Raw genomic sequence first — 25,063 nt, 5'->3', positions numbered from 1 at the left:
ACTGTTTGGATCTGAAGGCTTGACACCGGGCAGTTCCCAGATACTAATCCCGCCTGGATCCAACTTCGGATCCCCTGTACATCCAATATTCGCCTTTTTTGGCAGTACTTGCAGTTCGTGCGGTGTTGTTGGTGTCTCTCGGGGAGGGGCCGGTTTAGGCGATATCAATGCACAACCGTTCAACGTCAACAGAAATAAACACATCATGATGGTCAATATGGTATTCAGCATGGCGCTACCTCGCCCACGGCTGAAAGTAGTACCATGGCACACGAAGACCAGGCGAGTTGCTCGCCCAAAGCCCGGATCGCCCATCGGCCGCATAGGTCACGGCCAAGCCAACCTCTGCCATGCTGATGATTCCATCATACAACATGGACCCGTGGCTTACCGCCACATATCCCAAGTTCAGATCGGGATTACTCAATCCGCTGAGAGGGCCATCTCGAAGCCAATTGCTGGCGTATCCAGCAGCTGGCCCAAAGAAATACCCCAGGTAAAAAAGTCCTGCGTAATGGTGGCTTGGATTGGGGTCATCAACCAAGAATTCTCTCCAGTTGGCAGTGCCTTCGAAGAGAGGTTCATATTGGGCCCATGCAGCGCCAGGGTTAGTTGCCATCTGCCAGGCTGCAGGGATGGCATGGCCAAGTGGTACACCTCCCCAAATAAAACCAATGGCTTGGGCGTATAATCCTTCCTCGCCGGGTGTGTAATATGAGGCCAGTTGCTGAAGATGAGTGACAAAGCGATCCAGACCTGCAGCCGGAGCACCCTTCCAGGTGTCCCTACCATTCCAGAGTCCTTTCCTATTGGCGTGATACCTTGTCCAATCCTCATCTGTCCACGAACCGTTAGCGCCACTGCCAGCAAACAAGATCGAAAAGAACCGATCTCGGCGATCTTGGTCAGTTGGCGTATGACCATGCGCGGCGTAGAAAGCTTGCTCCCAGACGGCATCTATGGGGTCAAACCCACTCGGATCCACGAAACGTAAAGGGTTGTTGCCGACATAGCTGTACCGATTCAAGCTCTGCGGATTGCCCGGCTGCGGCACGATCGTGTCCGCGCTGATGAACCGCCCCAGCGCCGGGTCGTAGTATCTCGCATTGTAAAAATACAGCCCGCCGGCCACACTGTCCAGCACCTGCCCGGTGAACCTCCGCGGCGACTTCGGCGAGACTTCGGCGTGAGCTCAGTCGAACGCTCAGTCGAGCCGTCGGCGTCGCGCCGAAGCTGTAGCGATTCTCACCCCACGACCTGCCCTGAGCCTTCGGCGTGAGCTCAGCCGAACGCTTGCCGAAGGGGCTTGTAGCGCAGCTCGGCGATGCGCACGCCCGTCTCATTGGCCGTCACCGCCGTGCTGCCCAGGCCTGCCCTGAGCCTTCGGCGTGAGCTCAGCCGAACGCTTGCCGAAGGGTGATCGGTCGCCAGCCAGCGCACCACCCCGTTGACCCGCAGCGCAATCCGCTGGCCGCCGGCCTGGTAGTACTTCGTGATCGTCGTGCTGCCTCCGCTGGTCGTCTGTTCGTAGATGGCCCCCACGTACACCGTCGTGTTGCTGCCAATCACCGCTTTGACCCGGTTGCCCCTTCGGCTGTTGTCAACTCGCGGGGTATGAGAGCCACGCGTTCGCGGGCATATGGAGCCAGGGAGAGCGTCGAGAATACCTGGTTTCTCCAGTTGTTAGAGATCGACTTGGGCAGTCCCGAAACTGCAATCCGGGTGCCGGTGTCGGCTCAATTTGAGCGTTGTTTCATGGTGATCTAAAAGTCGTTGTTAACGAGTGCGCCCGGTGTCGGGCGCAGACGATCAAGTGAGCTGCTCGACTTGACATGGTGCTTGTCTTGCCTAAAATGGGAGTTACCCACCCAGAGAAGGCGAGAGGGTCAGGTCGCCGACCAGACCACCTCGTCTTTTCGTTATCTTTGGCCTGATAGGTGTCCAGTTGGATGGGCCACTCTGAACCAGTGTCACCGGCGGCGCCCTGGGCCTGGCTGAATAAAGCATGTATCACTCCTTGTGCGCCGCCAGGAAGTGGCGGTCACGTGCGCGATAGCTGGCGCCCGTGATGATCATGATCTGGGCGTTGTCCACGAGGCGATCGAGGGCGGCCGAGGCGATCAAAGGGTCTTGAAAGATCTCAGGCCATTCACTCGGTGCGCGATTGCTGGTTATCAGGATCGAGCCCCGTTCGTACCGTTCGAGGATGACGTCAAACATGTCCTCCGGCGCTGGGGGACGCATGGGCTTGAGGCCGAAATCGTCGATAATCAAGAGCGCAGGCCGCAGATAGGTCTGCAGACGCCGGTCGTAGGTTCCATCAGCGCGGCCGGCGTTGAGATGAGCGAGCATCTTGTGGGCGCTGACGAACAGAACGTCGTGGCCGCGGCGACACGCTTCGTGCCCCAACGCTTGAGCCAGATGACTTTTACCTACCCCGGTCGGCCCACAGATCAGGGTGTTGCGGTGTCGCTGGATGTAGGCACAGGTGGCGAGGTCAAGCACCTGCTGACGGTTGATCGTCGGGTTGAAGCCAAAGTCAAAGGCCTCCAGCGTCCTGTCGCTATGGAATGCGGCGCGGCGCAGTCGCAACTGGAGCTGCTTCTGGGTCCGCCGCTCCACTTCGTCCTGAATGAGCCGGTTCAGGAATTCGACGTAGGAGAGCTTGTCCTGGATGGCCTGCTGGTTGCGCAGTTCCAGCGTGTCAAGGATGCCTGACAACCGTAACCGCTTGAGATGGGTATTGAGTTGGTGCGTTAGTTCCATGACATGTCTCCCAGGCCGGGCAAGAGCTCGTGGGCCGAGCGACCGAAGCGCCGCGGCGTCAGTTCAACAACCAATGGGGGGAGTGCAGCCAAGTCCAGGCGCTTTTCCAGGATCTGGCGGATGGTGCGAGTCGTGCAATCCTCGAAGTGCAGCGCCCGCATACAGGCTCGTTCCAGCCGGGGTGCGCCGAACTCCTCGGCCAGGCGCAAGATGCGCCACACCATGCGCAAGCGGTCAAGCGGACGCTCGGCCAGCAGCCGTGCGACCACATCGGCGGTGTGGATGCCGATCTCGTCGGCGCGTTTTTGGCAGGCTTCACGGGTGTTGAGCAGACCGGCGGCCTTGTGAGTCGGCAGATGGTCCGGGTTCGTGAGCCGTTCGCCTGGCGCCTTGGCCGGTTGATGCGTGGCCACGAGGGTGTATTCGCTGAAGATCTGCACGGACTGCAGACCGCCACGCACCCAGACCTGTTGGCCGACCAAGCGAAACGGCGCCGAATAGTAGGCTTTTTCGAATACGACGTAGCAGTCGCGGTGCACCAGGACTTGCTTCCAAACCGCCAGATCGTAGCGGGTGGCAGGTAGAGGTTGCAACGCCATCTTCTCGATCCCCTCGAAACGGTCCGTCGGTTTGGCTTTCGTCGTGCCATGAATCCGTTGACTGGCTATCTTCTCGACCCAGGCCAGCGCCTTGACATTGGCCTCGGTCAGATCGGTGAAGGTTTGACCGGCGAGGAAGTTGCGCTTCACGTAGTGAACGCCGCTCTCCACTTTGCCCTTATGCTGGGGCGTCCGGGGCCGATTGGGTGCAATCAGGAACTCATAGTGTTCGGCAAGGTCTCGGTAGCTGCGCTGCACGACGGGATCTTCCAAAGAAGCTCGCACAATCCCGGCCTTGAGATTGTCCAACACGACTCGGCGGGGCGTGCCGTCAAAGTAGGTAAACGCATTGATGTGCAGCTTCAGCCAGGTCTCGACGGTCTGGTCGAAGACCAGTTCGGCGTACTGGTGTCGGCTCCAAGAAAGCGTCATGACGAACACCCAGGCCTTGCGCATCTCCCCGCTTTGCGGGTCGCGGATCAACCCAGCATAGCCAAAGTCGACCTGGGCCTCTTCGCCTGGCTTCGTTTCGATGCGGATCGTCACGTCGGGCGTCGCCGGTTCCATACGGCGCACGAAGCGCCAGACGCTCGAATAGGTGCCACGATACTGGTGCTGTTCCTGCAGCCGTTGGAAGATCACTTGGATTTCCAAACCCCGTGTTCGCCATTCCCGAATGACTTCCTGAAAGGGAACAATGGTCGAAGCCACTGTAGAGGTTCCGGTGTCTGGCATGGTTGATTGTAAAAGAGCGTGTATCTCGTCTGTCGGGGGAAGATCTCCCGCCAACAATCCCGCCTTATCGGCCCATTCGCGATATTTCTTGACCGTATGCCGGCCAACTGATAGCGCCTTGGCCGTGGCACGATCGCTTTCGCCAGCGCGCAGCCGACGCAAGATTTCGCGTACATCTAACACGTTCGTTCTCCTTCCACTCATCGTCATTCCTTTCTGTTCCGCAATAGCTGCTTGCAAACAGAAGGAATTATCACCGTCTCAGAAGGAGAAACCAAGTTCTCGATTCGCCTTAGTGGCGCCGCATCACGCGAACGACCGGCGTCATTGGCCGCGAATCGGTGGCTCCATATGCTCGCGAACGCATAGCTCCGTATCCTTGCGAACACATGGCTCCCTATGCTCGCGAATCACTGGCGCTCTATGCCCGCGAACAGGTGGCAACTTTACCACGCGAAATGACAGGCTGCGCTCAGGGCAGGCTCTGCCATCGTACGTATAGCTGGCCGTGACGCCCCCGCCGCTGATGCCGGTCAGCCGGTTCTCGGCATCGTAGGTCAGGGTGTACACCACGCCGCCAATCGCGCGCCCGGTCATGTTGCCATTGCAGTCGTAGCTGTAGGTGTTGCTGCTGCCAGGCTGCTGCACCGCATGCGGCTTGATCGCCCATGTGCCCGCCCGGCAATCCCCTGCTACGATACACCGTGCAATTCTCCTTGCGTGAATTGCAGACCAAGTTCTACCACCAAACTGTCCTATGCCTGATTGACATAAAGAGCTACAGGCAATTTTAACTTCCCGGATGTGGCAGTCTTGTTACTGGATCTTGGGCTCTATTTTGATCGAGTCCCAATCTCCTGACCACGGCTTGTAGCTTTTCACAATCTGGATGTAGGTTTCCTGTGGGTACAGCCCGAATTGCCGCTGAAGCAGATCATCTGCCGAGCCTGGTTGCCTGAACATCAAGGAATTGACAGGGAAATCATCTGTGATCGGCGGCGGTTGTTCGGTATTTGCGGGATAGAACTTCGCTCCACCAGCGATAACGCCTTGATTTGGAAACAGCAGATTGAAGTCAAGTTCCATCATCCCCTCGCCGGTCAATCCATAGGTGGCAGCATAATATATAGGTTCTCCAAGACATGCGATCAGATCTCCAGATGAGAGCCATTTGGCAGTTACACCTATGTTTGTGATCATACTTTCCTCGAAACCTGCACTGTACCACAGGCCATTCTGGCGCCATCGCACGATACTTGCGCGCAACTGCGGTAGTTGCGTAATTGGCGTCAGTGTGACGCCTTCAGCAGGTAGATGATAAGTTTCTTCCACCCACATCTTGAATTTTTCCGGCGTCATGACCGTAGAAATCTTGATGCGCAAGGCAGACATCTCGTCGCAGTCGGGTTGTGTCGTACCAATGCTGGAGCAACCCGCCAAGATCATGCTTAATAGGAGAATCGCTAGAAATTTACTCATAACGTTCACCTCCCACCTATTAGATCTGCCAGGCGATCCATCTGTGGCGCTAGATCTTGTAGGAGATCGATGTTAGATAGTAATTGGATGTCGGGGCTACTCCAAATGCCAGTACTCGTATTTTTATCTGAGAAGACCCAAACCATTACCGCTTCAGCCCACACATCCCACCGTGCGGGATAGAAATGGGACTGCGCGGCATAATTCGTCAAGGGTTTCTCATTCCAAATATCGGAAAAATGCCCATACATTGGGTTTCCGTAAGGCCCAACTCCAGTCAGCATATGACTATGCCAGTCAATGATGTGTGCGAGTTCATGCACCACGGTGTGCTTCAGCCAGGTTGCATCGTGTATAGAATTCGGAATGCTGACAGTATCGGTGCCTGGGGGCAGCGCACAGGGATGGCCGAAACATGATCCCGGCTTGATCTGGGCGCCTCCCCCCAGCAATCCTCGTAGGTGCGCCAGACCCCCGCTAAGCCTATTGCCAAATCGAATGATCCCCGTGGCCATGGGGATCAACTGAGAGGCGAAATCCCATACGCCCGCGATGCTGATGCCCGCTTCGCCCACGGTTTCACGCAGAATCTGTTCATCCTCGAATTCAGGATCGTCAGGGCTGCCAAACCAATTCCCGCCGGTGTGGCCGTGCGCCTTGTACCAGCGATCCTTCCAGCGCCATTCTTCTTGCCAGCAGGCCGTGTCGCCGGCGGCACAGGCCGCATGGCCTGATGGATCAATAGAAACGGTCGGTTGATTGCCGACATAGCTGTACCGATTCAAGCTCTGCGGATTCCCCGGCTGCGGCACGATCGTGTCCGCGCTAATGAACCGCCCCACCACCGGATCATACCAGCGTGCGCCATAATACAGCAACCCCGATCCGCCGTCCCGCCGCTGCCCCGTGAAGTTGAAGGTCGTCGGCGTCGCGCCCGCCGTGTAACGCGGCGCGCCGTAGGGATAGTACCGGATCTCGGTGTTGGTGTTCAGCCGATTCCCCGCGCTGTCCAGCGTCAACGCGATCGAGCCCAGGTGATCGCTCAGCAGGTAGTAGAGCGCGCCGCCGCTGCTCTCCGCCATGCGCACGGAACCGGCGTCATAATACTTCTTGACCGCCCCGTTGTCTACTTCGTAGTAGTTGCCGATGAAGACGCGCATGACGCCAGCGATGGTCTCCTTGACCCGGTTACCGTCGCCGTCATAGACGTAGCTCGCCGTGACGCCGTCGGATATGCCGGTCAGCCGGTTCTCGGCGTCGTAGGTCAGGGTGTAGGCCACACCGCCAATCGTGCGCACGGTCATGTTGCCATTGCAGCCGTAGCTGTAGGTGTTGCTGCTGCCAGCCTGCTGCACCGCATGCGGCTTGGTCGCCCACGTGCCCGCGCGGCAATTCCCCGGCGATGGCGCACCATACACGTAACTCCCCACACCTGCTTTGCTCACCGTAACGCTTTTTGTGTCTCAATTGTAGACTAAACTCAGCCATTGAAGTATCTCGGGCTTCATCGGTACGATGGGGTGCGATTATTTAGCGATGTCTGAGTTCCCACCAGCCCCAGATACGAAGCGAGAGCCATAGGAGACCTCCGATGAGACCTAGTATCCAGGCATGCAAAAATAGTGCATGCGTAAAATCCAAAGACTGGCAAGATCGTGTAGTAACTCTAGTGAATGGTAAAGCATGGCAAATCCCAGTATATATCACCGCTCCCAGGAAAGCTACCACCAATAATACGGCATAGAACACTAAATCATACATCAAGATCACGGGATGATCAACAAACCAGAAGCGGCTTGCCAAGTAAATCGCTACGAACAATCCCGCCACCATACCGGCATAAGGACTCAACGCAGTTGCGAATCCTTGTATTAGACAAATGACCACTATAGACCGCCAGATATGATCTCTCATGGTTGGGCAGTCTCCTCAACCACATCTACCAGGCCTTGCTGTATCGCTTCCTGTAAGATCTGTTCTGCGGCATCATACCCGCCAATGACAATACTGCGTACGATTTTCTCAAAGACATCCGCATCTATATTGAGAACTCGCCCTTCCATCTTGACGGTCCACATACCCGGCTGATCAAGGCGCAACTGCCAACGCGCCATAGGCATCTCGCTTCCGAGGGTTATCGCACTTGCTGACCCTGGCAAAGGAAGCTTGGCACGTAACCATCCTGCGAACTTGCCACCTAAGCCGCCCATAACCACACCTGCAGTCATATCTGCTGCTATGGCCCCGGTATCAAATAGTCCAAGCTGCCGTGCTTGCTCCATGACTGATTTTTGTGGATTCTTGCCCATAAGCTGCTCAATGCCAGCTTGAGTGAGTGCCTGAACTTGCCCTCCGGCAGCGCTGCCAACACCACCGAGCGCCGCAACTCCAAGCAGAGAAGCACCTGCTGGAGCTAAGCCCAATGTTGCGCCCGCCACAAAACCACCAACAGCCGCTCCCCCTACTTCAGCCCAGTTGACATCCCGAATGTCCTTTCGATCCACGATCAATTGCTTGCCCAAGTCGACAACGCCACCAGCGATGAAACCCGCCACGGCTACGCATGCTATCGTCGAGATGCCATCAATGCAATGCCCGGTTGCATCTGTGTACCTGACAGGGCTATTCAGCGCATAGCTGTACCGATTCAGACTCTGCGGATTCCTCGGCTGCGGCACGATCGTATCCGCACTGGCGAACCGCCCCAGCGCCGGATCGTAGTATCTCGCATTGTAGAAATACAACCCGCCCGCGACGTTGTCCAGCACCTGGCCGGTGAAGCGGCGCTGCGTCGGCGTCGCACCGAAGGGCGTGCCGCGTGACTCGCCCCAGGGTTTGTACCACAGTTCCGCGGTGCGCACCCCGCTGACGCCGTCCGCGGTGACTGCGGTGCTGCCCAGGTGATCGCTCAGCAGCCAGGAGAGCGTCCCCGCCACACGCAGCGCAATGCGCCGGTCGCCGAAGGTGTAGTATTTCGTGTGCGTCGTCGTGCTGCCGACCACCTTCTTCTCGTACAAGCTGCCGACGTAAGTGATCGTCTCCCCGTTCATCACGCTCTTGATGCGATTGCCGTCGGCGTCATAGGCGAAGCTGGCCGTTGCCGCGCCGCTGATGCTGACGAGCCGATTCTCGGCATCGTAGGTCAGGGTGTACGCGCTGCCGCCGACCGTGCGCCGCCGCATGTTGCCATTCTGGTCATAACAGTAACTGCTGCTGCCCGCGGTCACCGCCGCATGCGGCTTGCTCAGCGCACCCTCTGGGCAACTGCTCGCCTGCACACCGTAGCTGTACGTGCCCAACCCGGTTTTGGTGGTCAGGTTGCCGTTGGGATCGAAGCCATAGGTCTCAGTTGGGTAGGCGCCATTGGCACCACCGCTCGCCACGGCGTTGACCAACCGGTTCAGCCGGTCATACGTGAAGTCCTGTAGCTGTGGGCCGCCAGCCTTCCAGTCCTTAATCCAATCCACGTTGCCGACCGCATCGTAGGCATACGTCAGGTCCTGCAAACTGCTGAGGTTCCCCGGTATCCCAGCCGTCAGCTGCTGCAAGCGCCCTTGCCCGGTGATGGTCGTCCAGGGGTAGTAGCTGAACCCCACCTGCACCACCGGATCGCTGTTGCTGCTTTGCTTGCCTAACTTCAGCTGTGTCAACCGCCCGGCCACATCATACACTGCATTGCCGCTTTGCACATAATCCACACTACTGTACAGGCGCCCCGGCAACCCCTGCGCCGTATAGGCCAGGTTCACCGTTTCCGCGCTCTGCGCGGGGTAGCTCAGGCTCAAGGGCCGATCGGCGGAATCATACGTGAAGCCCAGGGCATACGCCGCCCCGTCAATCGTGTGGGTTTCCGCCGTCACCCGGCCGCGGATGTCGTACGTCCAGGCGATGCGATTGTCGAGCGCACCGCCTGCCGTGTACACATCGGCCTGCGTGCGTCGCCCTTTGCCGTTCGCACCGCCGTCGTACAGGTATTCCACGCTCAACGCGTTTGCTCCGTAGGTTGTCGGCTTTGCCCCGGGGCAGTTCGCATCGCTGCGATAGTGCTTGCCCGCCAGGCGGTTGTGCCCATCGTAGTAGAAGCAAATCTGCTGCCCGCGGCCATCAGCCTGCCGCTTCAGGTTGCCGGCCGCATCGTAGGCGTAATTCCACACCCCCATGTCGGGGTCGCTCATGCTCGTCTTGCGCCCCAGCAGGTCATACCCGATGGCGGTTATCGCCCCATCCGCACCGGTCATCTGCGCCAGCCGGTCCGCCACATCGTAGCTGTAGCTGGCCTGCCCGTAGACCGTCGCTCCCCAGTTCGGTGTAGCCCCCGCCGCCAGCGTCAGATCGTACTGCTTGACGCTGACCAGCCGGCCCCAAGCATCGTATTCCGAAATTGTCTGATGGTTCACCGCATCAATCACGGCCGTCTGCCGGTTCTGGTAGTAGGTGCGCACCGTCGCGCCATCAGGCTGCGTCACCTGCCGGATACGCCCCAGGCGGTCGTAGGCTGACAAGGTGGCTGCCAGGCCATTCCAATTCACCGCCTGATACGCCACGCCGCTGACCGTCCCCGTGTACGGGGCCGACACGGCTGCTTGATTGCCCAGCTCATCGTAACGCTGACTCACCAGACTCCACTGGCTGCCATCGTACTCCTTCTGCGTCTGCCGCGCACGCCCCAGCCCGTCGTAAAACGTGCGCTCTTCCAGGTAGGTCGCACTCGCGCTGGCGTCGCCATTGCCGTCATCGCGCAGCAAATGTCGCTGCACGTACAATCCCTGGTCGGTCGTGTAGACAATCTGCTCCGTGGCCGGATTGCTGAACCCCGCACCGGGCTTGCGCACCTCTGTCAGCCGGCCAAATGTATCGTAGGTGTAGCGCGTGACCGCCAGGTTGGCATCGGTTTCGCTTTGCACCTGCCCCACCAACCCGTTGCCCCCCGCTGCCGCATTGATGCCGTAACGTGTGTAAGTCGTCGTCAGCGTCGCGCCGCCCAACTGGCTGTCCGGCTGTATGCTCACGCTCATCGCATAGGCATGAAACGTGCTATCGAAGACGGTTGTCACGGTGCGACCGTTGGCGGCGGTTTCTTTCGTGCGGTTGCCCCACGCATCGTAGTCGTAGGCTGCCGATCGCACCCAGTTGGTATTACATGCCGTTCCCCCTTGCCCCGCCTCCCACACCTCCTTCAATTGTCCATTGGTCGGCGCCTGGTTATACGCCGCATAGCCGCTGTTGTTGTCGTAGACGTAACGGCTCTGACCCCGACATATCCCGGCCTCGCTTCCCTCCCACAGCTTCTCCTCCGCTACCTGGTTGACGATGTAAGCCGTGGCGTCGTTGCGTGGGAAATAGACCCGCTCGTTGGTGCGATACGGTGTCGTGGGCGCCGCTTCGCTGTACAGCCTGCTCAGTCGCAGGTTGCCATACGCAGGATCATAGACATACACGGTCTTGGTGTAACGTGTCGGCGGGTCCGTGCCGTTGGGGTCCACGACGTATTCGGTCTTGTCTTGCAGATAAACGAAGGTCATCCCACCCGGTGTGCCCACGTTGGTCTCGTTCCAGGTCTGCAGTGTACGCGCCAGCAAGTTGTTCGTGACGCCCGAGCCTGCCCGGGTTTCTGCCTTGTACAACTTACCCTTCCAACGCCGCAGGTTGGTCGTGGTGTGGAACCACTGCCGTATACGCGTGTCCGGCTGGCCGCTGCCGATCAAGGCGCCGCTCCCTACCAGCGTCATTTCCGCTTCGGCAAAGCCCCCCGCCTCGCTGTCCCAGGTCGTCGTGTACCAGTATTGCGTTACGATGTCAGGATCGCTCCCGCCCCCGCGTCGCCGCTCCTGCTGCACTACCATTCCGCCGTTCGAGCTGCTATAGGCAATCTCCACGCGCCCCTGGTAGCCGTTATCTACCGCCGCCATGAATCCATCCGTCGTGCCGCTGCCATAGGTGTAGGTCGTTGGCGGCAAGGTGCTGTTGTCTGCGCCATAGCGCGTGATCGTGCTTAGATAGAGCCGGCTCTGCGACGGCGTGGCCGGGCTGGTGAACGCGGTCATGCCCAGCCCCACTTTGTGCAGCAGCGTATTGTTGGCGCGCACTTCGACCTGTTGCAGGTATTTCCGTGTCCAGAAGACCTGGTACCCGGTCTCGTCGAAGTGCTCAGCCCGATCCTCTCGGTTCAGGTAGGCAAGCTGCACCTTGAAGATGCCGCCTGGCCCATAGCTGATCTCCTTCACCCGCGCCGCGCGCACCTGGATGCGCGCATCGCTGGTGTAATCATTGGGACACACTGGCACATTGACTGCCAGCAGCGTGCCTTCGTAGTCATAGCTGAAAGTCACACGATTGGCTGTGGCCGGCGTCGTATCGCGCACTTCGGTCAACATCCACTTCGTGAAACGGTGCACCACGCGCTGTTCCGTCGAGGGCGTCCAATCCCCGCCGCTGCAGTCGCGCACGTACAGCATCGGCTCGAAGTGATACGTGACGCCCCCCTCGGTCGTCACCTCCCACACCTGGTTGTCCCGGTTGTACTGGCCGGGCGTTTGGGGCAAGTCAATCGTCTTGAAGGGGTTGGCTGGCGTACTGGGGTCGAAATACTCCATGACGGGATAGTCCGGGTTGGAAGCGGTCGGCCGGCGGATCTTGAGGAAGGGGTCCTGCACGCTGTAGAAGTACCCGCCGTGTTCTTCCAGTTCATGCGTCATGCCGTTAAGGGTCAGGCTGTACTTGCCTGTGCTCAGGTCGCGCAGGACGTAGCTCAATCCACCCAGATCCCAGCCCCAGCCGGCCAGCTGATGATGTCCGCCGCCGGCCAGGCTGCGACTGCTGTACTCCAGGCTCAGCCCAGGCGCCAATCCACCCGGTCCCGGCGGCGCCTCGATCGGGTAGCTCACGCTCCACGCGCCGTTGTACAACTGCGACTGCATCCCCTTGATTCCCGGCGCGGGTTCCGGGATAATGCTGTTGCCTGCCGCAAACAGCGTGAAGTGCGTCAGCATGGTAGTCAGTTCTCTCTGCTCCTGATCCACGCTTGTTGGCAAGACGACCCAGCGCCCGTCGGCCGTGTCCTGGTAGAACAGCGCAGCCCCCGGCGGCCAGGGCGTCCCTTCATCGCCTGCCGTCGGGTCGCGATAGTTCAGCGTCAGCGGCGTGAGAAATTGTGTGATCTCAACACCAGATAGTTCTGTGGCAATCAGTTCAAACTGGAAACTGAGATTCGACGGCTGATCGGGGACCGCAGCATGTGATACATAGCGTACCAGGGTCGGCGCGCTGACCGCACCGGCCGGAATGGCGAGCACCACCCGTCCATCACCGCTCTGCAAGCGGCTTTCCTGGTCTGGCATGGCCCATACCTCATCCACACCGGCAGGTGGCGGCGTTGCGGTTGGCGTTGGTGTCCACGTGGGCGTGACCGTCGGCGGCGCCTCCGTCGGCGTGACAGCCGGCGTCGGCGTGCAGTCCGATCCCAGGCAGGGCGGCGCCGCACGTGTGGCCGTCGCCGTTGGCGTCGCGGTTGGCGTTGGCGTGCAGTCCGACCCCAGGCAAGGCGGCGGGCCAGCCGTTGGCGTGGCTGTCGGCGGCGCTGCGATGGGATTTGAGCCGTGGGCAGGGGACATGAACTTAGCAGTGGTATTTATTTGCGGGGGGGCCGCAGTCGCCACTGAGGTCAGCAGGCTGCAGACAACCAGCAAATGAACGACCAGCAGCGGGCGCGCCGCCAGTCGCGGGATAGGAAGGTGACCTGAAGAACGACGGAACGATGAGAAAGGCCAACGGGTCATGACAACAGACTCCTTTCATGCAGCGAACGGAACGGGGCGGGGTCAGGGAGATTTCCTGACTGCCAGAAGGATGTCTCAGGCCAGAGGGACTTGCGCGGGCTGTGCAAACTGCCCGTTGGGTCGCAAAGCCGGGAGACGGGATGATCGCTGGCTCATTTATAACACCGCCACATCGGTTTGTCAAGAGGCAATTTTCAACCGCAGCCATTTACGGATTGCCATTTGTGCAGCAGACGTAGATCACGATTGGGACTGACCGCGTGGGTTTTTCCTTTGCTGCCGGTCTGGCTATAATAGTCCTCATTCATTGCGCCGGACGGAGTAACTACTCAGGCGGTGTGCTGTCGCTAGAGCGATTGAAATCGCGCCTGATGGGCGTGCCGCCGGGCGTCCACCTGCATGGACGCGATGACGGTCGGCGCAGGCCCGACGGCTCGACTGAGCTCGCCGAAGTCCTTGCGGCGGAACGCCCTTTCGGCCCGAATTCATTCGGCGGCCGCAGTCGGCGCAGGATGCCTGAGCACTTACGGGAAGGAAATGATTCGTATGCGTACGCTTGTTGCCACGCGCTATCTGACGCCGCTGCGTGAAGGCGGCTCGCTGCCGGCCGTGGTCGAAGCCGATGACGGCCAGCTCTATGTGATGAAATTTGTCGGCGCGGGCCAGGGCCCCAAGGCCCTCATTGCCGAGTTGGTGGCCGGCGAAATCGCGCGCGCCCTCGGCCTGCCCATTCCAGAGATGGCGTTCATTACCCTGGACCCGGCGCTGGGGCCATCGGAACCAAACGGGGAAATCCGCGACCTGTTGCGCGCCAGCGTTGGCCTCAACCTGGGCTTTCGTTATCTGCCCAACGCCTTCACCTTCAACCCGCAGCTGCCCCCGCGCCCCGATCCCGCGCTGGCCTCGGCCATCGTCTGGTTCGACGCCTATGTGACGAACGTGGATCGCACCCTGCGCAACATCAACCTGCTGGTATGGCAGCGCACCCTATGGCTGATTGACCACGGCGCCGCGCTCTATTTCCATCACAACTGGCGAGATTTTGCCGCGCGCAGCCGCTCCCCCTTTGCGCTAGTCAAAGATCACGCCCTGCTGCGCTTTGCCAGCCAACTGCAGGCCGCGGATCAGCAGGCGCATGCCCGCCTGACGCCTACGGTGATCAGCGACATCGTCAATCTGATCCCTGCGCCCTGGCTGAACACCCCCGACCTGGCAGGCGACCCCATGCACAGCCGCCAGGTCTACCGCGATTTCTTGCTCGACCGCCTGGCCGCATCCGCGCTCTTTGTGCAGGAGGCCAACCGTGTCCGCGCTTAGCCCGTTTGACTACGCGGTTCTGCGCGTCGTACCTCTGGTCGAGCGCGAAGAGTTTCTCAACGTCGGCGTCATTCTCCTCTGTCGGCCGCGCGCGTTTCTGGGGGTCAAAATTCATCTCGACATCGCGCGCCTGCTGGCCTTCGCGCCGCAGGCCGACGTGCCCGCGATCCAGGCCCATCTCCATTTCATCACCGACCTGGTGACTGGCGATCCGCAGGCCGGTTCCCTGGGCGAACTCAGCCCGCCCGAGCGCTTCCACTGGCTCACGTCGCCGCGCAGCACCACCATCCAGGTCTCCCCGGTGCATCCCGGCCTGTGCGATGATCCCGCCGCCGCGCTGCACGATCTCTATGCCCGCCTGGTGGTTGGCGTTGAAAGTCATCTTCCATGAACTGGAAAGAAGCCCTTGTTGACGTGTTGGGCGACGCAGACAACGCCTTTGATCGCCTCAAACTGCGGCTGGATGAGCGACTGGGCCGCGCGCGCATCCAGATGATTGCGTTCAACGGTTACGGCTCGGCCGGCCTGCTCACGCTCAAGGGTCTGGTCATCGAGGACAAGGGGGTGCAAGCCGGGAGCGATCGCGACACCCTGTGGCGCAACCTGGACAACATGTACCGCCGCTTTGCCAGCGTAGAGGTGGCGGGCGCGCTGGTCGCAGCGACGGCGGCAGGCGTGACGCAGGAGGTGCGCACCGACAGCAACGGCTACTTCGAGGTGAACATCATGCCGCAGGCGCCGCTGCCCGACCAGGCCTGGCATCCGGCGACCTTGTCCCTGCTGGAGCCAGCCAGCGCCGGGCCGCTGCAGTCCACCGGTCTGATTCTGATTCCGCCCGCGTCTGCGGCCTTCGGCGTGATCAGCGACATTGACGACACCGTGGTCATCAGCGACGCGCCTCATCTGCTGCGCATGGCGCGGCTGGTCTTTCTGAGCAACGCGCACGCACGCCTGCCATTTCCGGGCGTTGCCGCTCTTTACCGCGCGCTGCACCGCGGCGTTGGCAGCCAGACCGGCAACCCGATCTTTTACGTCTCCAGCAGCCCGTGGAACCTGTACGACTTGCTCAGCGATTTCTTCGCCCTGCAGGACATCCCCGCCGGTCCTTTTTTCCTGCGCGAATGGAACGAGACAACGCAGGAGGGGCTGCCCACCGAACACCGGCGGCATAAGCTGAGCGTGATCGCGCGCCTGCTGGCGCGCTATCCGGCTCTGCCCTTCATCCTCCTTGGCGACAGTGGCCAGACCGATCCCGAAATCTACACCGAGGTGGCGCTTCGTTACCCGGGCCGCATTCTTGCCGTCTACATCCGCGATGTCAGCCGCAACGCCCAACGCACGGGTGCGATCGCCCAGTTGGCGCGTGCGGTGACGGCGGCTGGCAGCACGATGATGCTGGCCGCGGATTCGCTGACCATCGCGCAGCACCTGGCCGCGCAAGGCTTGATCGCGACCGAGGCGTTGGCGAGCGTCGCCGCCAGCAAGGCGCAGGATGAAGCCTCGCCGGACGACATAGATCGCCTGCTTGACTTAGGAGATGATTGATCATGCCTGACAATAGCACACCACCTCTATCCGCGGGCGTCGGGCGCGACGCCCTGCGTGAACAGATTCATCAGCTCGGCGACTTCCTGGGCGCAACCCTGGTGGAACAAGAAGGCCAGGCGCTCTTCGACCTGGTCGAGGAGATTCGGGGCCTGGCCAGGTCCTTTCGCAGCGGCGATGCCGAGGCGGGGGAGCGCTTATTGGCGCGCATCGAGAGCCTGCCCGTGCCCCAGGCGCGCGTCGTCGTCAAAGCCTTCACGTCCTACTTTCAATTGGTCAATCTGGCCGAAGAAGAAGAGCGGGTGCGCGTCGTTCGGCAGCGCGCGCGCCAGGCCCAGGCCGAAGGGCGACCAATGGATGAAACGATCGCGGCCGCCATCCGCGACCTGGCCGCGGACGGCTTGAATGCGGCTGAGATGCAGGCCATCCTCGATAACCTTCTCATCATGCCGGTCTTCACCGCGCATCCCACCGAGGCCAAACGCCGCACGGTGCTCACCAAGCTCGATCACATTCACCGGATGCTCTACCGTCTTGATTTTCACGCCCTCACGCCTGATGAGACCGAGGAGGTGCGTGCAGGTCTGCGCGAGGAAATTGTCTCTCTGTGGCAAACCGACGAAACCCGCACCCGCCAGCCCGCGGTGATTGACGAGGTGCGCAATGGCCTCTTCTACATCGAGAACACCCTCTTTGACCTGACGCCGGTGCTTTACCATGAACTGCGCCGGGCGCTGGCCGCCCACTATCCCGATCACGATTTCACGCTGCCTCCATTCTTGCGCCTGGGAAGTTGGATCGGGGGCGATCGCGATGGCAATCCGTTCGTCACCTGCGCGGTCACGGAGGCTACGTTGCGCGAGCACAAGCTGTTCGCCCTGCGCCTCTATCAGCGCGCGCTCGATCAACTGCATGGTCATTTCAGCGCTTCCGCAGTGCGTTACACCATCTCGTCTGCGCTGCAAGCCAGCCTGGAAGCCGATGCCCTGCTTTTCCCAGAGGTGGCGCAGCGTAACGCCCAGCGTTATCCACAGCAACCGTATCGCCACAAGATGGCCTTTATCTACCGCAAATTGAGCAACACCCTGGATGCGGCGCGCAGCGTTGGTCGCGCCAACCTGGACGCGCCTTCCAGTTCCTACAATCAGGCCGCCGACTTTATCGCCGACCTGCGCTTGATGCAGGACAGCCTGCGTCAACATAAGGCGGCCGGCCTGGCAGACGGCCGCCTGGCCGACCTGATTTGCCAGGCCGAGGTCTTCGGCTTTCACCTGGCGACCCTCGATCTGCGCCAACATGCCGAACGGCATGCCGCCACCTTGGGCGAGATTTTTGCCCGCTATGGCATGGGCGATGACTACGCAGCCTGGCCGGAGGAGCGCAAGGTGGCCCTGTTGACGCAGGAATTGCTCAGCCCCCGACCCCTGGCGCCTGCCCATCTCGATTTCAGCGCGGCCGCCAACGAGACCCTGGAATTGTTCCGCCTGATTCGAGGCGCCCATGCGCGCAATGGCGCGCAGGCGATCGAAAGCTACATCATCAGCATGACAACCGGCGCCAGCGATGTGTTAGGCGTGCTGTTGATGGCCAAGGATGCCGGCGTCGCCGACGCGCTCGACATCGTGCCCTTGTTTGAAACCATTGCCGATTTGCAGGCTGCCCCCGCCATCATAACCGCGCTCTTCACCAATCCGGCTTATGCGGCGCACCTGGCGCGGCGTAACCACGGCCAGCAGATCATGATCGGCTACAGCGATTCCAACAAGGACGGCGGCTACCTGGCGGCGAACTGGCAGCTCCACCTGGCGCAGCGCGCCCTACCGGCCGTTTGCGCTGACCATGGCGTGCGCCTGACCCTTTTTCATGGCCGCGGCGGCTCCATCGGCCGCGGCGGCGGGCCAACCAACAAAGCGATCCTGGCGCAGCCGCCAGAGTCGGTGCGCGGACGCCTCAAGCTGACAGAGCAGGGTGAGGCGATCACCAATCGCTACGCCAACTGGGATATCGCCCATCGCTATTTGCAGCAGATTATTCATGCCGTGCTGCTGAGCAGCGGCCGCCATGCCATGCCTGCGGCTGCGCGCGGCGGCGCTTGGGAACAACCGCTGCATGACATGGCCGCGCTGGCTGAGCACAGCTATCGCGCCTTCCTGCAGCAGCGGCCGGCCCCTGAGGCGCCTCCGTTCCTGCTGCGCTACTTCGAGGAAGCCACGCCCATTTCCTTCATCAGCCGTCTCAACATCGGCAGTCGGCCGGCGCGGCGCAAAGCCTCGATGCGCATCGAGGACCTGCGCGCCATTCCCTGGGTCTTTGCCTGGATGCAGAGCCGCGCCGTGCTGCCTGGCTGGTTTGCCCTGGGCGCCGCGCTGACGCAGTGGGCCGGCGCCGATGACAGCCGCTGGCAGCTCCTGAGCGCCATGTATCGGGAGTGGGCCTTCTTTCGCACCATGATTGACAACGCGCAGATGTCCATGCGCAAGGCCGACATGGTGATTGCCGAGGTGTACAGTCGCCTGGCCGATGACGAAACGCGGCGCATGGTCTTTCCCGCCCTCGTCGGTGAGTTCAACCGCACGGAGCAAGCCATTCTGCGCATCACCGGTCAGCGCGATCTGCTGGACAATGAGCCGTGGCTGCAGGCCTCGATCAAGGTGCGCAATCCGTACATTGATCCGATGAACTACATCCAGGTTGCGCTCTTACGCCGCCTGCGCACGGCTGACCAGGCCGAGGCCGAGGCCCTGTACGACGCCATTCTCCTCAGCGTCAACGGCATCGCCGCAGGCCTGCGCAACACGGGTTGAATGGGCTGAACCTGCGGGCGGGCCGGGCGGGCCATCATCTGCTTGACGCTGCTGCGGCCCGCAGGTACAATACCATTCCCGCGATCACCAGCGCGTGCGCTGCGTCTGGCGATCCATATTCGATTGAGGTTCCTTGTGACATCTATTTCGTTACTCGATCAGGCTCCCGTTCAACTGGCGCAGCCCGATCTCTCTGCGCGGCCCCTGGCGGAGAAACAGGCGCGCATGGTCGCACAGCTGCATGAACTTGGCTCGGCGCTGGTGGCCTACTCCGGCGGCGTGGACAGCGCGCTCGTGCTGGCCGTTGCCGTGCAGACGCTGGGCCGGGACCAGGTATTGGCGGTCACGGCGGTTTCGCCCTCTTATCCATCCTGGGAGCTGGAAGCGTGCCAACGCTTTGCCGCGACCATCGGCGCGCGTCATGAGATCATCTCGACGCACGAAATGGAAGACCCGAACTACGTGCGCAACAGCGCCGATCGCTGCTATTTCTGCAAGACCGAATTGTACGACTTGCTTCTGCCTGTCGCGCACGCGCACGGCCTGGCGGCTGTGCTCAACGGCCTCAACTGGGACGATTTGGGCGACCACCGTCCGGGCGCGCGCGCCGGCGTTGAGCATGGGATCATCAGCCCCTTGAAAGAGGCTGGCTTGACCAAAGCCGACATCCGCGCCTGGGCGCAGGCGCTGGGCCTGGCCGTGTGGGACAAACCGGCCCTGGCCTGCCTTTCTTCGCGCATCCCCTACGGCACGCCGGTCACGCTGGATGCCCTGCGCCAGATTGACGCCGCAGAGCGCCATGTGCGCAGCCTGGGCTTGCGCCAGGTGCGCGTGCGCCATCATGGCGCGCTGGCGCGCATCGAAGTAGCGCCGGAAGAACTGGACGCCGCCTTTGCGTTGCGCGAGCAGGTAGATGCGGGCGTGCGCGCAGCCGGCTATCTGTACGTGGCCCTTGATCTGCGCGGCTACCGCAGCGGCAGCCTCAACGAGGGAATGATTCATGCAAATTGAACGCTTGACCGAGCTGCTGCAAGCTGTCCAGGCTGGGCAAACGTCGGTGGACGCCGCGCTGGACGTGCTGCGTGATCTGCCGTACGAAGTAGTGGCGGATTATGGGCGGCTCGATCATCACCGCGCGCTGCGCACCGGCCTGCCAGAAGTCATCTATGGCGCAGGCAAGACCCCGGAGCAGATTGCGCGGCTGATGGAACGCCTGGCCGCGGCGAACGGTTTGGCCGTGGCGACGCGCGTCAGCGTGGAGCAGGCGCAGGCTGTGCAGGCGCTTCTGCCAGCCGCGGTGTATCACTCGACGCCGCGCATCCTGACCCTGGGCACAGCGCCGAGCGCGCCGCCGAGCGGGCCATTCGTGGCTGTCGCCACCGCGGGCACCTCCGATTTGCCCGTGGCGACGGAAGCCTCGCTCTTGCTCGAACTGTGGGGCCAACGGGTGATCGCGATCAACGACATCGGCGTGGCCGGTATGCACCGGCTGCTGTCTCAGCGCGCGCTGCTGACGCAGGCCGCCCTGGTCATCGTTGTCGCCGGCATGGAAGGCGCCCTGGCCAGCGTGGTGGGGGGACTGGTGGCTGCGCCGGTGATTGCGGTGCCGACCAGTATTGGTTACGGCGCCAGCTTCGGCGGATTGGCCGCGCTGCTGGCTATGCTCAACAGCTGTGCCCCAGGCGTCGCCGTGGTCAACATTGATAATGGCTTTGGCGCGGCCGCGCTCGCCATGCGCATTCTCTCGGCGAAGTAAGGGTGAGCGATGAAAATACCCATCTTGATCAGCCTGGTTGCGATCGTGGCCGTGGTGGGCGTGGGTATGCGCGTTACCAATTTTACGGCCTATCTCGGCAACGATCCCACGGCGTGCAACAATTGTCACGTCATGGGGACGGTGTACGAGGGCTGGTATCATTCCCGCCATCAGGCGGTCGCCACGTGCAATGATTGTCATACGCCCCATGCCCTGATTCCGAAGTACATCGTCAAGGCGCGTTCTGGCTTCAACCATGTGTCGGCCTTTGCCACCGGACATATTCCAGATGCGATTCGGGCCAAAGAAGCGACGCGCGCGATCGTGCAGGAGAACTGCATTCGCTGCCACGGCGAAACAGTTTCGCAGGTCGCAGACGGTCAACCGGACGCGGGCCGCTACTGCGTGGATTGTCATCGCACCGTGCCGCATGGCGTGCGCGGCAATTCGCTGTATCAGTAGAGGTCGTGACCGGCCAGGATCAACGGGATCAACGGAGATCAATTTCCAAAGGAGGACGACTTCATGCAGGGAAAACGAACTGTGTGGCTGCTGACCGCCCTGGTGGTGGTGCTGGCCGCAGCCCTGATCGGTGTTTTCGTGTTTCTGAACAATCAGCCCTTGCAGACGCGTGGCCCTCAGTCGCTCGTTTCCATTGCCCCCATGGAACCGGATCCGCAGAAGTGGGCCGTGAACTTCCCGCATCAGTATGACAGCTGGCTGCGTACGCAGGAAATGGCCAAGACCCCGTATGGCGGATCGGAGCCGATTCAGAAGCTGGATGCCGATCCGCGCCTCAAGACGCTGTTTGCCGGCAACGCGTTTTCCAAGGATTACAAAGAAGACCGCGGTCATTACTGGTCGCTTGTTGATGTGACGCAAACAGGGCGCAACCCGACAGCCGGCACCTGTATGTCGTGCAAGAGCGCCGACAACCCGCGTCTGTGGGCGGAGTTGACGCCGGCCAAGTTTTTTGCCACACCCTTTAGTGAAATCAAGGAGATGGTCAAGCAGCCGGTGGCCTGCGCCAATTGTCATGAGCCGAGCACGATGAAGCTCATCGTGACCAACCCGGCGCTGCGCGAGGCGCTCGTGGCCCAGGGCAAAGATCCGGACAAGCTCAGCCGCCAGGAGATGCGCACCGTGGTGTGCGCCAACTGCCATGTCGAATACTACTTCAAGGGCGACGGCAAATACCTGACGTTCCCCTGGACAAATGGCACGCGCATCGAGGACATCGAGAAGTATTACGAGGATTTCAAGGTCAACGACGAGCCGTTCAAGGACTGGACGCACGCCATTTCGGGCGCGCCGATGATCAAAATGCAGCATCCCGAATATGAGCTGTTCACGGCCGACAGCACGCACTATAAGGCGGGCGTCGCCTGCGCGGATTGCCACATGCCTTACCAGCGCGATGGCGCCGTGAAGTATAGCTCGCATTTTGTCGCCAGCCCGTTGAAATACGCGGAGCAGGCCTGCGGCGCCTGCCATGCCGATGTCACCTATGTCGTGGAGCGCGTGGCGAAAATTCAGAAGCAGGTCAACGACACGATGCTGCGGTCTGAAGACGCCCTGGTCGCGGCCATTCAGGCGATCACCGATACCGCCCAACTGCCCACGTTCAACGCCGGCGTTTTGGACGAAGCGCGCCTGCTGCACCGCAAGGCACAGCTGCGTTGGGATTTCATTGCTGCGGAAAACAGCATGGGCTTCCACAACCCAGAAGAGGCGCTGCGCATCCTGGCCGACTCGATTGATTACGCGCGCCAGGCTGAACTCAAAGCTCGCCTGGCTTCCCAAGCGAACAAAGCGGCGGCTCTCAAGTAAGACAAAACGTAAGCGTTCAAGAAGGACGGACAGGACGCAGATAAACGCAGGCTACGCACACAGATTTACCGGTTTTGCCGGGCAGCAGATGCAACCCCTGGCGCGACCGGTGCAGCACGCGCGGCGTTGATGTCCTTCTTTGGCCCAATCTGCGTTTCTCTGCGTGTATCTGCGTCCTACTCCAGAACCTCGTGCACGGTCACGACAGAACAAGCCCTGACGTTGAAACAAAAAACCGGATTTCACAAGGAAATCCGGTTTTTTTGTTTGTGCTTGCGATCAATGACAGAAGCCGGGTTATGCAAAAAAGCCCAGCCCTTGCTTGAGAAAGCTACTTCACGCTGCCGATGGTGAGACCGCTGACGATGTATTTTTGCAGCATCAGGTAGACGACAGAAACCGGGGTTGCCACCAGCAGCGCCATGGCGGCAAAGTTGGACCAGGGCACTTGCCCGGCGTACTGACCCGTCATGTTCCACAAGGCCATGGACAAGGTGAAGTTTTGCACCTTGTTCAGGAACTGCCAGGAGAGCGCGAACTCCGTCCAGCCGCTGAGGAAGCCGAGGAATGCCGTAACGGCCAGGGCCGGGGTGGCCAGCGGCAAGATGATGCGCAGGAAGGTCTGGTTGATGGTGGCGCCGTCAATGCGCGCCGCCTCTTCCAGGTCGCGTGGAATGGTGTCCAGGTAACCTTTCAGGTTCCAGATCGCAAACGGCAGGCCGCCTGAAATGATGGCCAGGCCGACGCCGTACAAGGAATTGCGCAGGGTATCGGCGGGGCCGACCCCGATTCTGATTTTGTTGAGCAGCACGAAAAGCGGCGCAATCGAGCCAATCGAAGGCATCATGAGCACGGTAAGCACGGCCAACATCAGAAAACGCTGACCGCGAATCTTGAAGCGCGAGAAGACGTACGCCGCGCTGACGCCGATCCCCACCGAGAAGAAGGCGACGCCTGTTGCCAGCATGAAGGAATTCCAGGCAAGCTGCGCGAACGTGATCGGGTTGTTGGTCGGTTGGGCCATCACTCTGCGGTAAGCATCCAGCGACGCGCCGGCTGGAATCAAGCGCAGTTCCGTGGGGCGGGCGAGGCCGCTGGGGTCAATCGAGAGGCTCACGATCCAGACGATCGGAAAGAGCGTGATAAACGTAATGAAGAGCAGGATCAACTGGCGGATCAATTGGCTCCGATACGGCAAGTCTGGCCTGGGGAACCTTGAGCGTACAGAGCGATTCGGAAGCGGAGCGGCTGAGGTTGACATTAGATATCATACCTTTCTGTCGCTTTGGTGACGTAGTTCGTGGCCAGCGTCAGGATCAGCAACACGAAGAAGATGATCACACTAAAGGCTGCAGCGACGCCATACAAGCGGTTTTCGTTGACCAGGCGATAGGCCGTGGTGACAAGAATTTCCGTCCTGCGCAGCGGCCCTCCGCCTGAGAGCAGGTAGATCAGGTTGAACAGGTTGAACGTCGTGATCATGCCCAACACCGCCGCTGGAATAATAGCTGGGCGCAAGAGCGGCATGGTGATGGAGAAGAACTGCTGGCGCCCGGTGGCGCCGTCAATCGAGGCCGCCTCGTAGAGGTCGCCGGGGATGCTTTGCAGCGCGCCGGTGGCTACAATGGTCATGAACGGCCAGCCAAGCCAGATATTGGCGATCAGCAGGGCAAAATAGGACAGGGTCAGGGGGATGCCAGTAATCGGATAGTTGACCTGGTCGAGCCAACGCCAGGTGACGGCGCCGCCGCCAAAAAGATGACTGACGGTCGTGAGGAGCTGATTGATCGAGCCATAATCCGGGTCGAACATGTTGCGCCAGACCACGGCAACCACGAGCGAAGGGATGACAATGGGCAATACGAAAACGGCGCGATAAAAGCGCTTGAACCAAAGGCCCTTGGTGTTCAACAACACCGCTATCAGCACACCTATGATAACGTGGAAAGGCACGTTCGTAAAAGTCCAAACCAGGTCAAAGGCAAGCACATTCCAGAAACTAAAGTTGGCGATGGCGACCGGTAACTCGCCGGTGAATATCTGGCGGTAGTTGTCAAACCTCCCCCACGTGCACTCACCCTTCATGTTGGTCGTGCAGGCCTCGCTCAGATTGGCCGGATTGGGCGCCGGGGAGTCAATGCGCAGGTTCTTCACGTTGTAGTCTGTGGTGGACATCCAGACCTGGAAGAACAAGGGGTAGAACGTGATGAGGCCCATCACCAGGAACGCGGGGAGGAGATACATCCAGGCGGTGCGAGTCGTGGATGTGCGTATCCGCCAGTTGGCGAAATCGCTACGGGGCTTTGGCTGCTCCGTCATAGTAGCCATGAGGTGTTCCCTTTCAGATGAGAGAAGATGCTACTAGGGCAATGACGCGATTCCTTGAACAGACCCGGGGAGCATCACACGGGCCATGCTCCCCGGGGTACTAACTGAGGTTACTTACCGTTAGCCTTA

Annotated in this window: 17 protein-coding genes; 8 read left to right on the top strand and 9 right to left on the bottom strand. The window is 60.6% G+C overall.

Annotation, left to right across the window (positions count from 1 at the left end; translation table 11 throughout):
• Window positions 1-235: 235 nt before the first annotated feature.
• The 7 genes from ACPQ6D_RS20645 to ACPQ6D_RS20615 all read right to left on the bottom strand — a co-directional run bounded on the left by ACPQ6D_RS20645 (window position 236) and on the right by ACPQ6D_RS20615 (window position 13,354).
• Entirely contained in the window at window positions 236-1,144 is a 909-nt protein-coding gene (locus tag ACPQ6D_RS20645) for an RHS repeat-associated core domain-containing protein (RefSeq protein WP_423226245.1), read from the bottom strand.
• Between the two features lie 137 nt (window positions 1,145-1,281).
• Window positions 1,282-1,569, bottom strand: coding sequence for a hypothetical protein (locus ACPQ6D_RS20640; protein WP_423226244.1), 288 nt, complete (start codon window positions 1,567-1,569; stop codon window positions 1,282-1,284).
• A 441-nt stretch (window positions 1,570-2,010) separates the two neighbouring features.
• On the bottom strand, window positions 2,011-2,766 hold the full coding sequence (istB, locus tag ACPQ6D_RS20635; RefSeq protein ID WP_423222637.1) for an IS21-like element helper ATPase IstB: 756 nt from the start codon (window positions 2,764-2,766) through the stop codon (window positions 2,011-2,013).
• A complete protein-coding gene (gene istA, locus ACPQ6D_RS20630) occupies window positions 2,757-4,304 on the bottom strand; it encodes an IS21 family transposase (RefSeq protein ID WP_423224337.1) in 1,548 nt (515 codons plus the stop codon). The genes istB and istA overlap by 10 nt, the downstream gene beginning before the upstream one ends.
• A gap of 612 nt (window positions 4,305-4,916) precedes the next feature.
• On the bottom strand, window positions 4,917-5,579 hold the full coding sequence (locus ACPQ6D_RS20625; RefSeq protein WP_423226243.1) for a hypothetical protein: 663 nt from the start codon (window positions 5,577-5,579) through the stop codon (window positions 4,917-4,919).
• Window positions 5,580-5,584: 5 nt separating this feature from the next.
• Window positions 5,585-7,024, bottom strand: a complete 1,440-nt coding sequence (locus ACPQ6D_RS20620) for an RHS repeat-associated core domain-containing protein (RefSeq protein ID WP_423226242.1) — start codon at window positions 7,022-7,024, stop codon at window positions 5,585-5,587.
• Between the two features lie 465 nt (window positions 7,025-7,489).
• Window positions 7,490-13,354, bottom strand: coding sequence for an RHS repeat domain-containing protein (locus tag ACPQ6D_RS20615; protein ID WP_423226241.1), 5,865 nt, complete (start codon window positions 13,352-13,354; stop codon window positions 7,490-7,492).
• A gap of 546 nt (window positions 13,355-13,900) precedes the next feature.
• On the opposite strand from ACPQ6D_RS20615, the gene ACPQ6D_RS20610 reads away from it, so the two are divergent.
• The 8 genes from ACPQ6D_RS20610 (at window position 13,901) to ACPQ6D_RS20575 (ending at window position 22,606) form a co-directional block, all read left to right on the top strand.
• Window positions 13,901-14,671, top strand: coding sequence for a HipA family kinase (locus tag ACPQ6D_RS20610; protein WP_423226240.1), 771 nt, complete (start codon window positions 13,901-13,903; stop codon window positions 14,669-14,671).
• Window positions 14,658-15,062: a DUF3037 domain-containing protein gene (locus ACPQ6D_RS20605; protein ID WP_423226239.1), complete on the top strand. Its 405-nt coding sequence runs from the start codon at window positions 14,658-14,660 to the stop codon at window positions 15,060-15,062. Before ACPQ6D_RS20610 ends, ACPQ6D_RS20605 begins: the two co-directional genes overlap by 14 nt.
• Window positions 15,059-16,216 carry an App1 family protein gene (locus ACPQ6D_RS20600; protein ID WP_423226238.1) on the top strand — a complete coding sequence of 386 codons (1,158 nt, stop codon included), beginning with the start codon at window positions 15,059-15,061 and terminating at the stop codon, window positions 16,214-16,216. The genes ACPQ6D_RS20605 and ACPQ6D_RS20600 overlap by 4 nt, the downstream gene beginning before the upstream one ends.
• 2 nt (window positions 16,217-16,218) lie before the next feature.
• Entirely contained in the window at window positions 16,219-19,020 is a 2,802-nt protein-coding gene (gene ppc / locus ACPQ6D_RS20595) for a phosphoenolpyruvate carboxylase (RefSeq protein ID WP_423226237.1), read from the top strand.
• Between the two features lie 135 nt (window positions 19,021-19,155).
• Window positions 19,156-20,031, top strand: a complete 876-nt coding sequence (gene larE, locus ACPQ6D_RS20590; protein ID WP_423226236.1) for an ATP-dependent sacrificial sulfur transferase LarE — start codon at window positions 19,156-19,158, stop codon at window positions 20,029-20,031.
• Entirely contained in the window at window positions 20,021-20,776 is a 756-nt protein-coding gene (larB, locus tag ACPQ6D_RS20585) for a nickel pincer cofactor biosynthesis protein LarB (protein WP_423226235.1), read from the top strand. Before larE ends, larB begins: the two co-directional genes overlap by 11 nt.
• Before the next feature lie 9 nt (window positions 20,777-20,785).
• The gene (gene nrfH, locus ACPQ6D_RS20580) at window positions 20,786-21,238 is read left to right on the top strand and encodes a cytochrome c nitrite reductase small subunit (protein WP_423226234.1); all 453 of its coding nucleotides are present in this window, start codon (window positions 20,786-20,788) and stop codon (window positions 21,236-21,238) included.
• Window positions 21,239-21,301: 63 nt separating this feature from the next.
• Window positions 21,302-22,606 carry an ammonia-forming cytochrome c nitrite reductase subunit c552 gene (locus ACPQ6D_RS20575; protein ID WP_423226233.1) on the top strand — a complete coding sequence of 435 codons (1,305 nt, stop codon included), beginning with the start codon at window positions 21,302-21,304 and terminating at the stop codon, window positions 22,604-22,606.
• Between the two features lie 331 nt (window positions 22,607-22,937).
• Here ACPQ6D_RS20575 and ACPQ6D_RS20570 read toward each other — a convergent pair whose 3' ends face one another.
• Together ACPQ6D_RS20570 and ACPQ6D_RS20565 are read right to left on the bottom strand one after the other, a co-directional pair.
• Window positions 22,938-23,804: a sugar ABC transporter permease gene (locus tag ACPQ6D_RS20570; RefSeq protein ID WP_423226232.1), complete on the bottom strand. Its 867-nt coding sequence runs from the start codon at window positions 23,802-23,804 to the stop codon at window positions 22,938-22,940.
• A gap of 62 nt (window positions 23,805-23,866) precedes the next feature.
• Entirely contained in the window at window positions 23,867-24,934 is a 1,068-nt protein-coding gene (locus ACPQ6D_RS20565; protein ID WP_423226231.1) for a carbohydrate ABC transporter permease, read from the bottom strand.
• Window positions 24,935-25,063: the final 129 nt, after the last annotated feature.

It is taken from the genome of Candidatus Amarolinea aalborgensis (assembly GCF_900491745.1).
Lineage (GTDB): Bacteria > Chloroflexota > Anaerolineae > SSC4 > Amarolineaceae > Amarolinea > Amarolinea aalborgensis.
The sequence above is the reverse complement of the archived record's forward strand: the minus strand, read 5'-3'. Positions and strand labels throughout refer to the sequence as shown.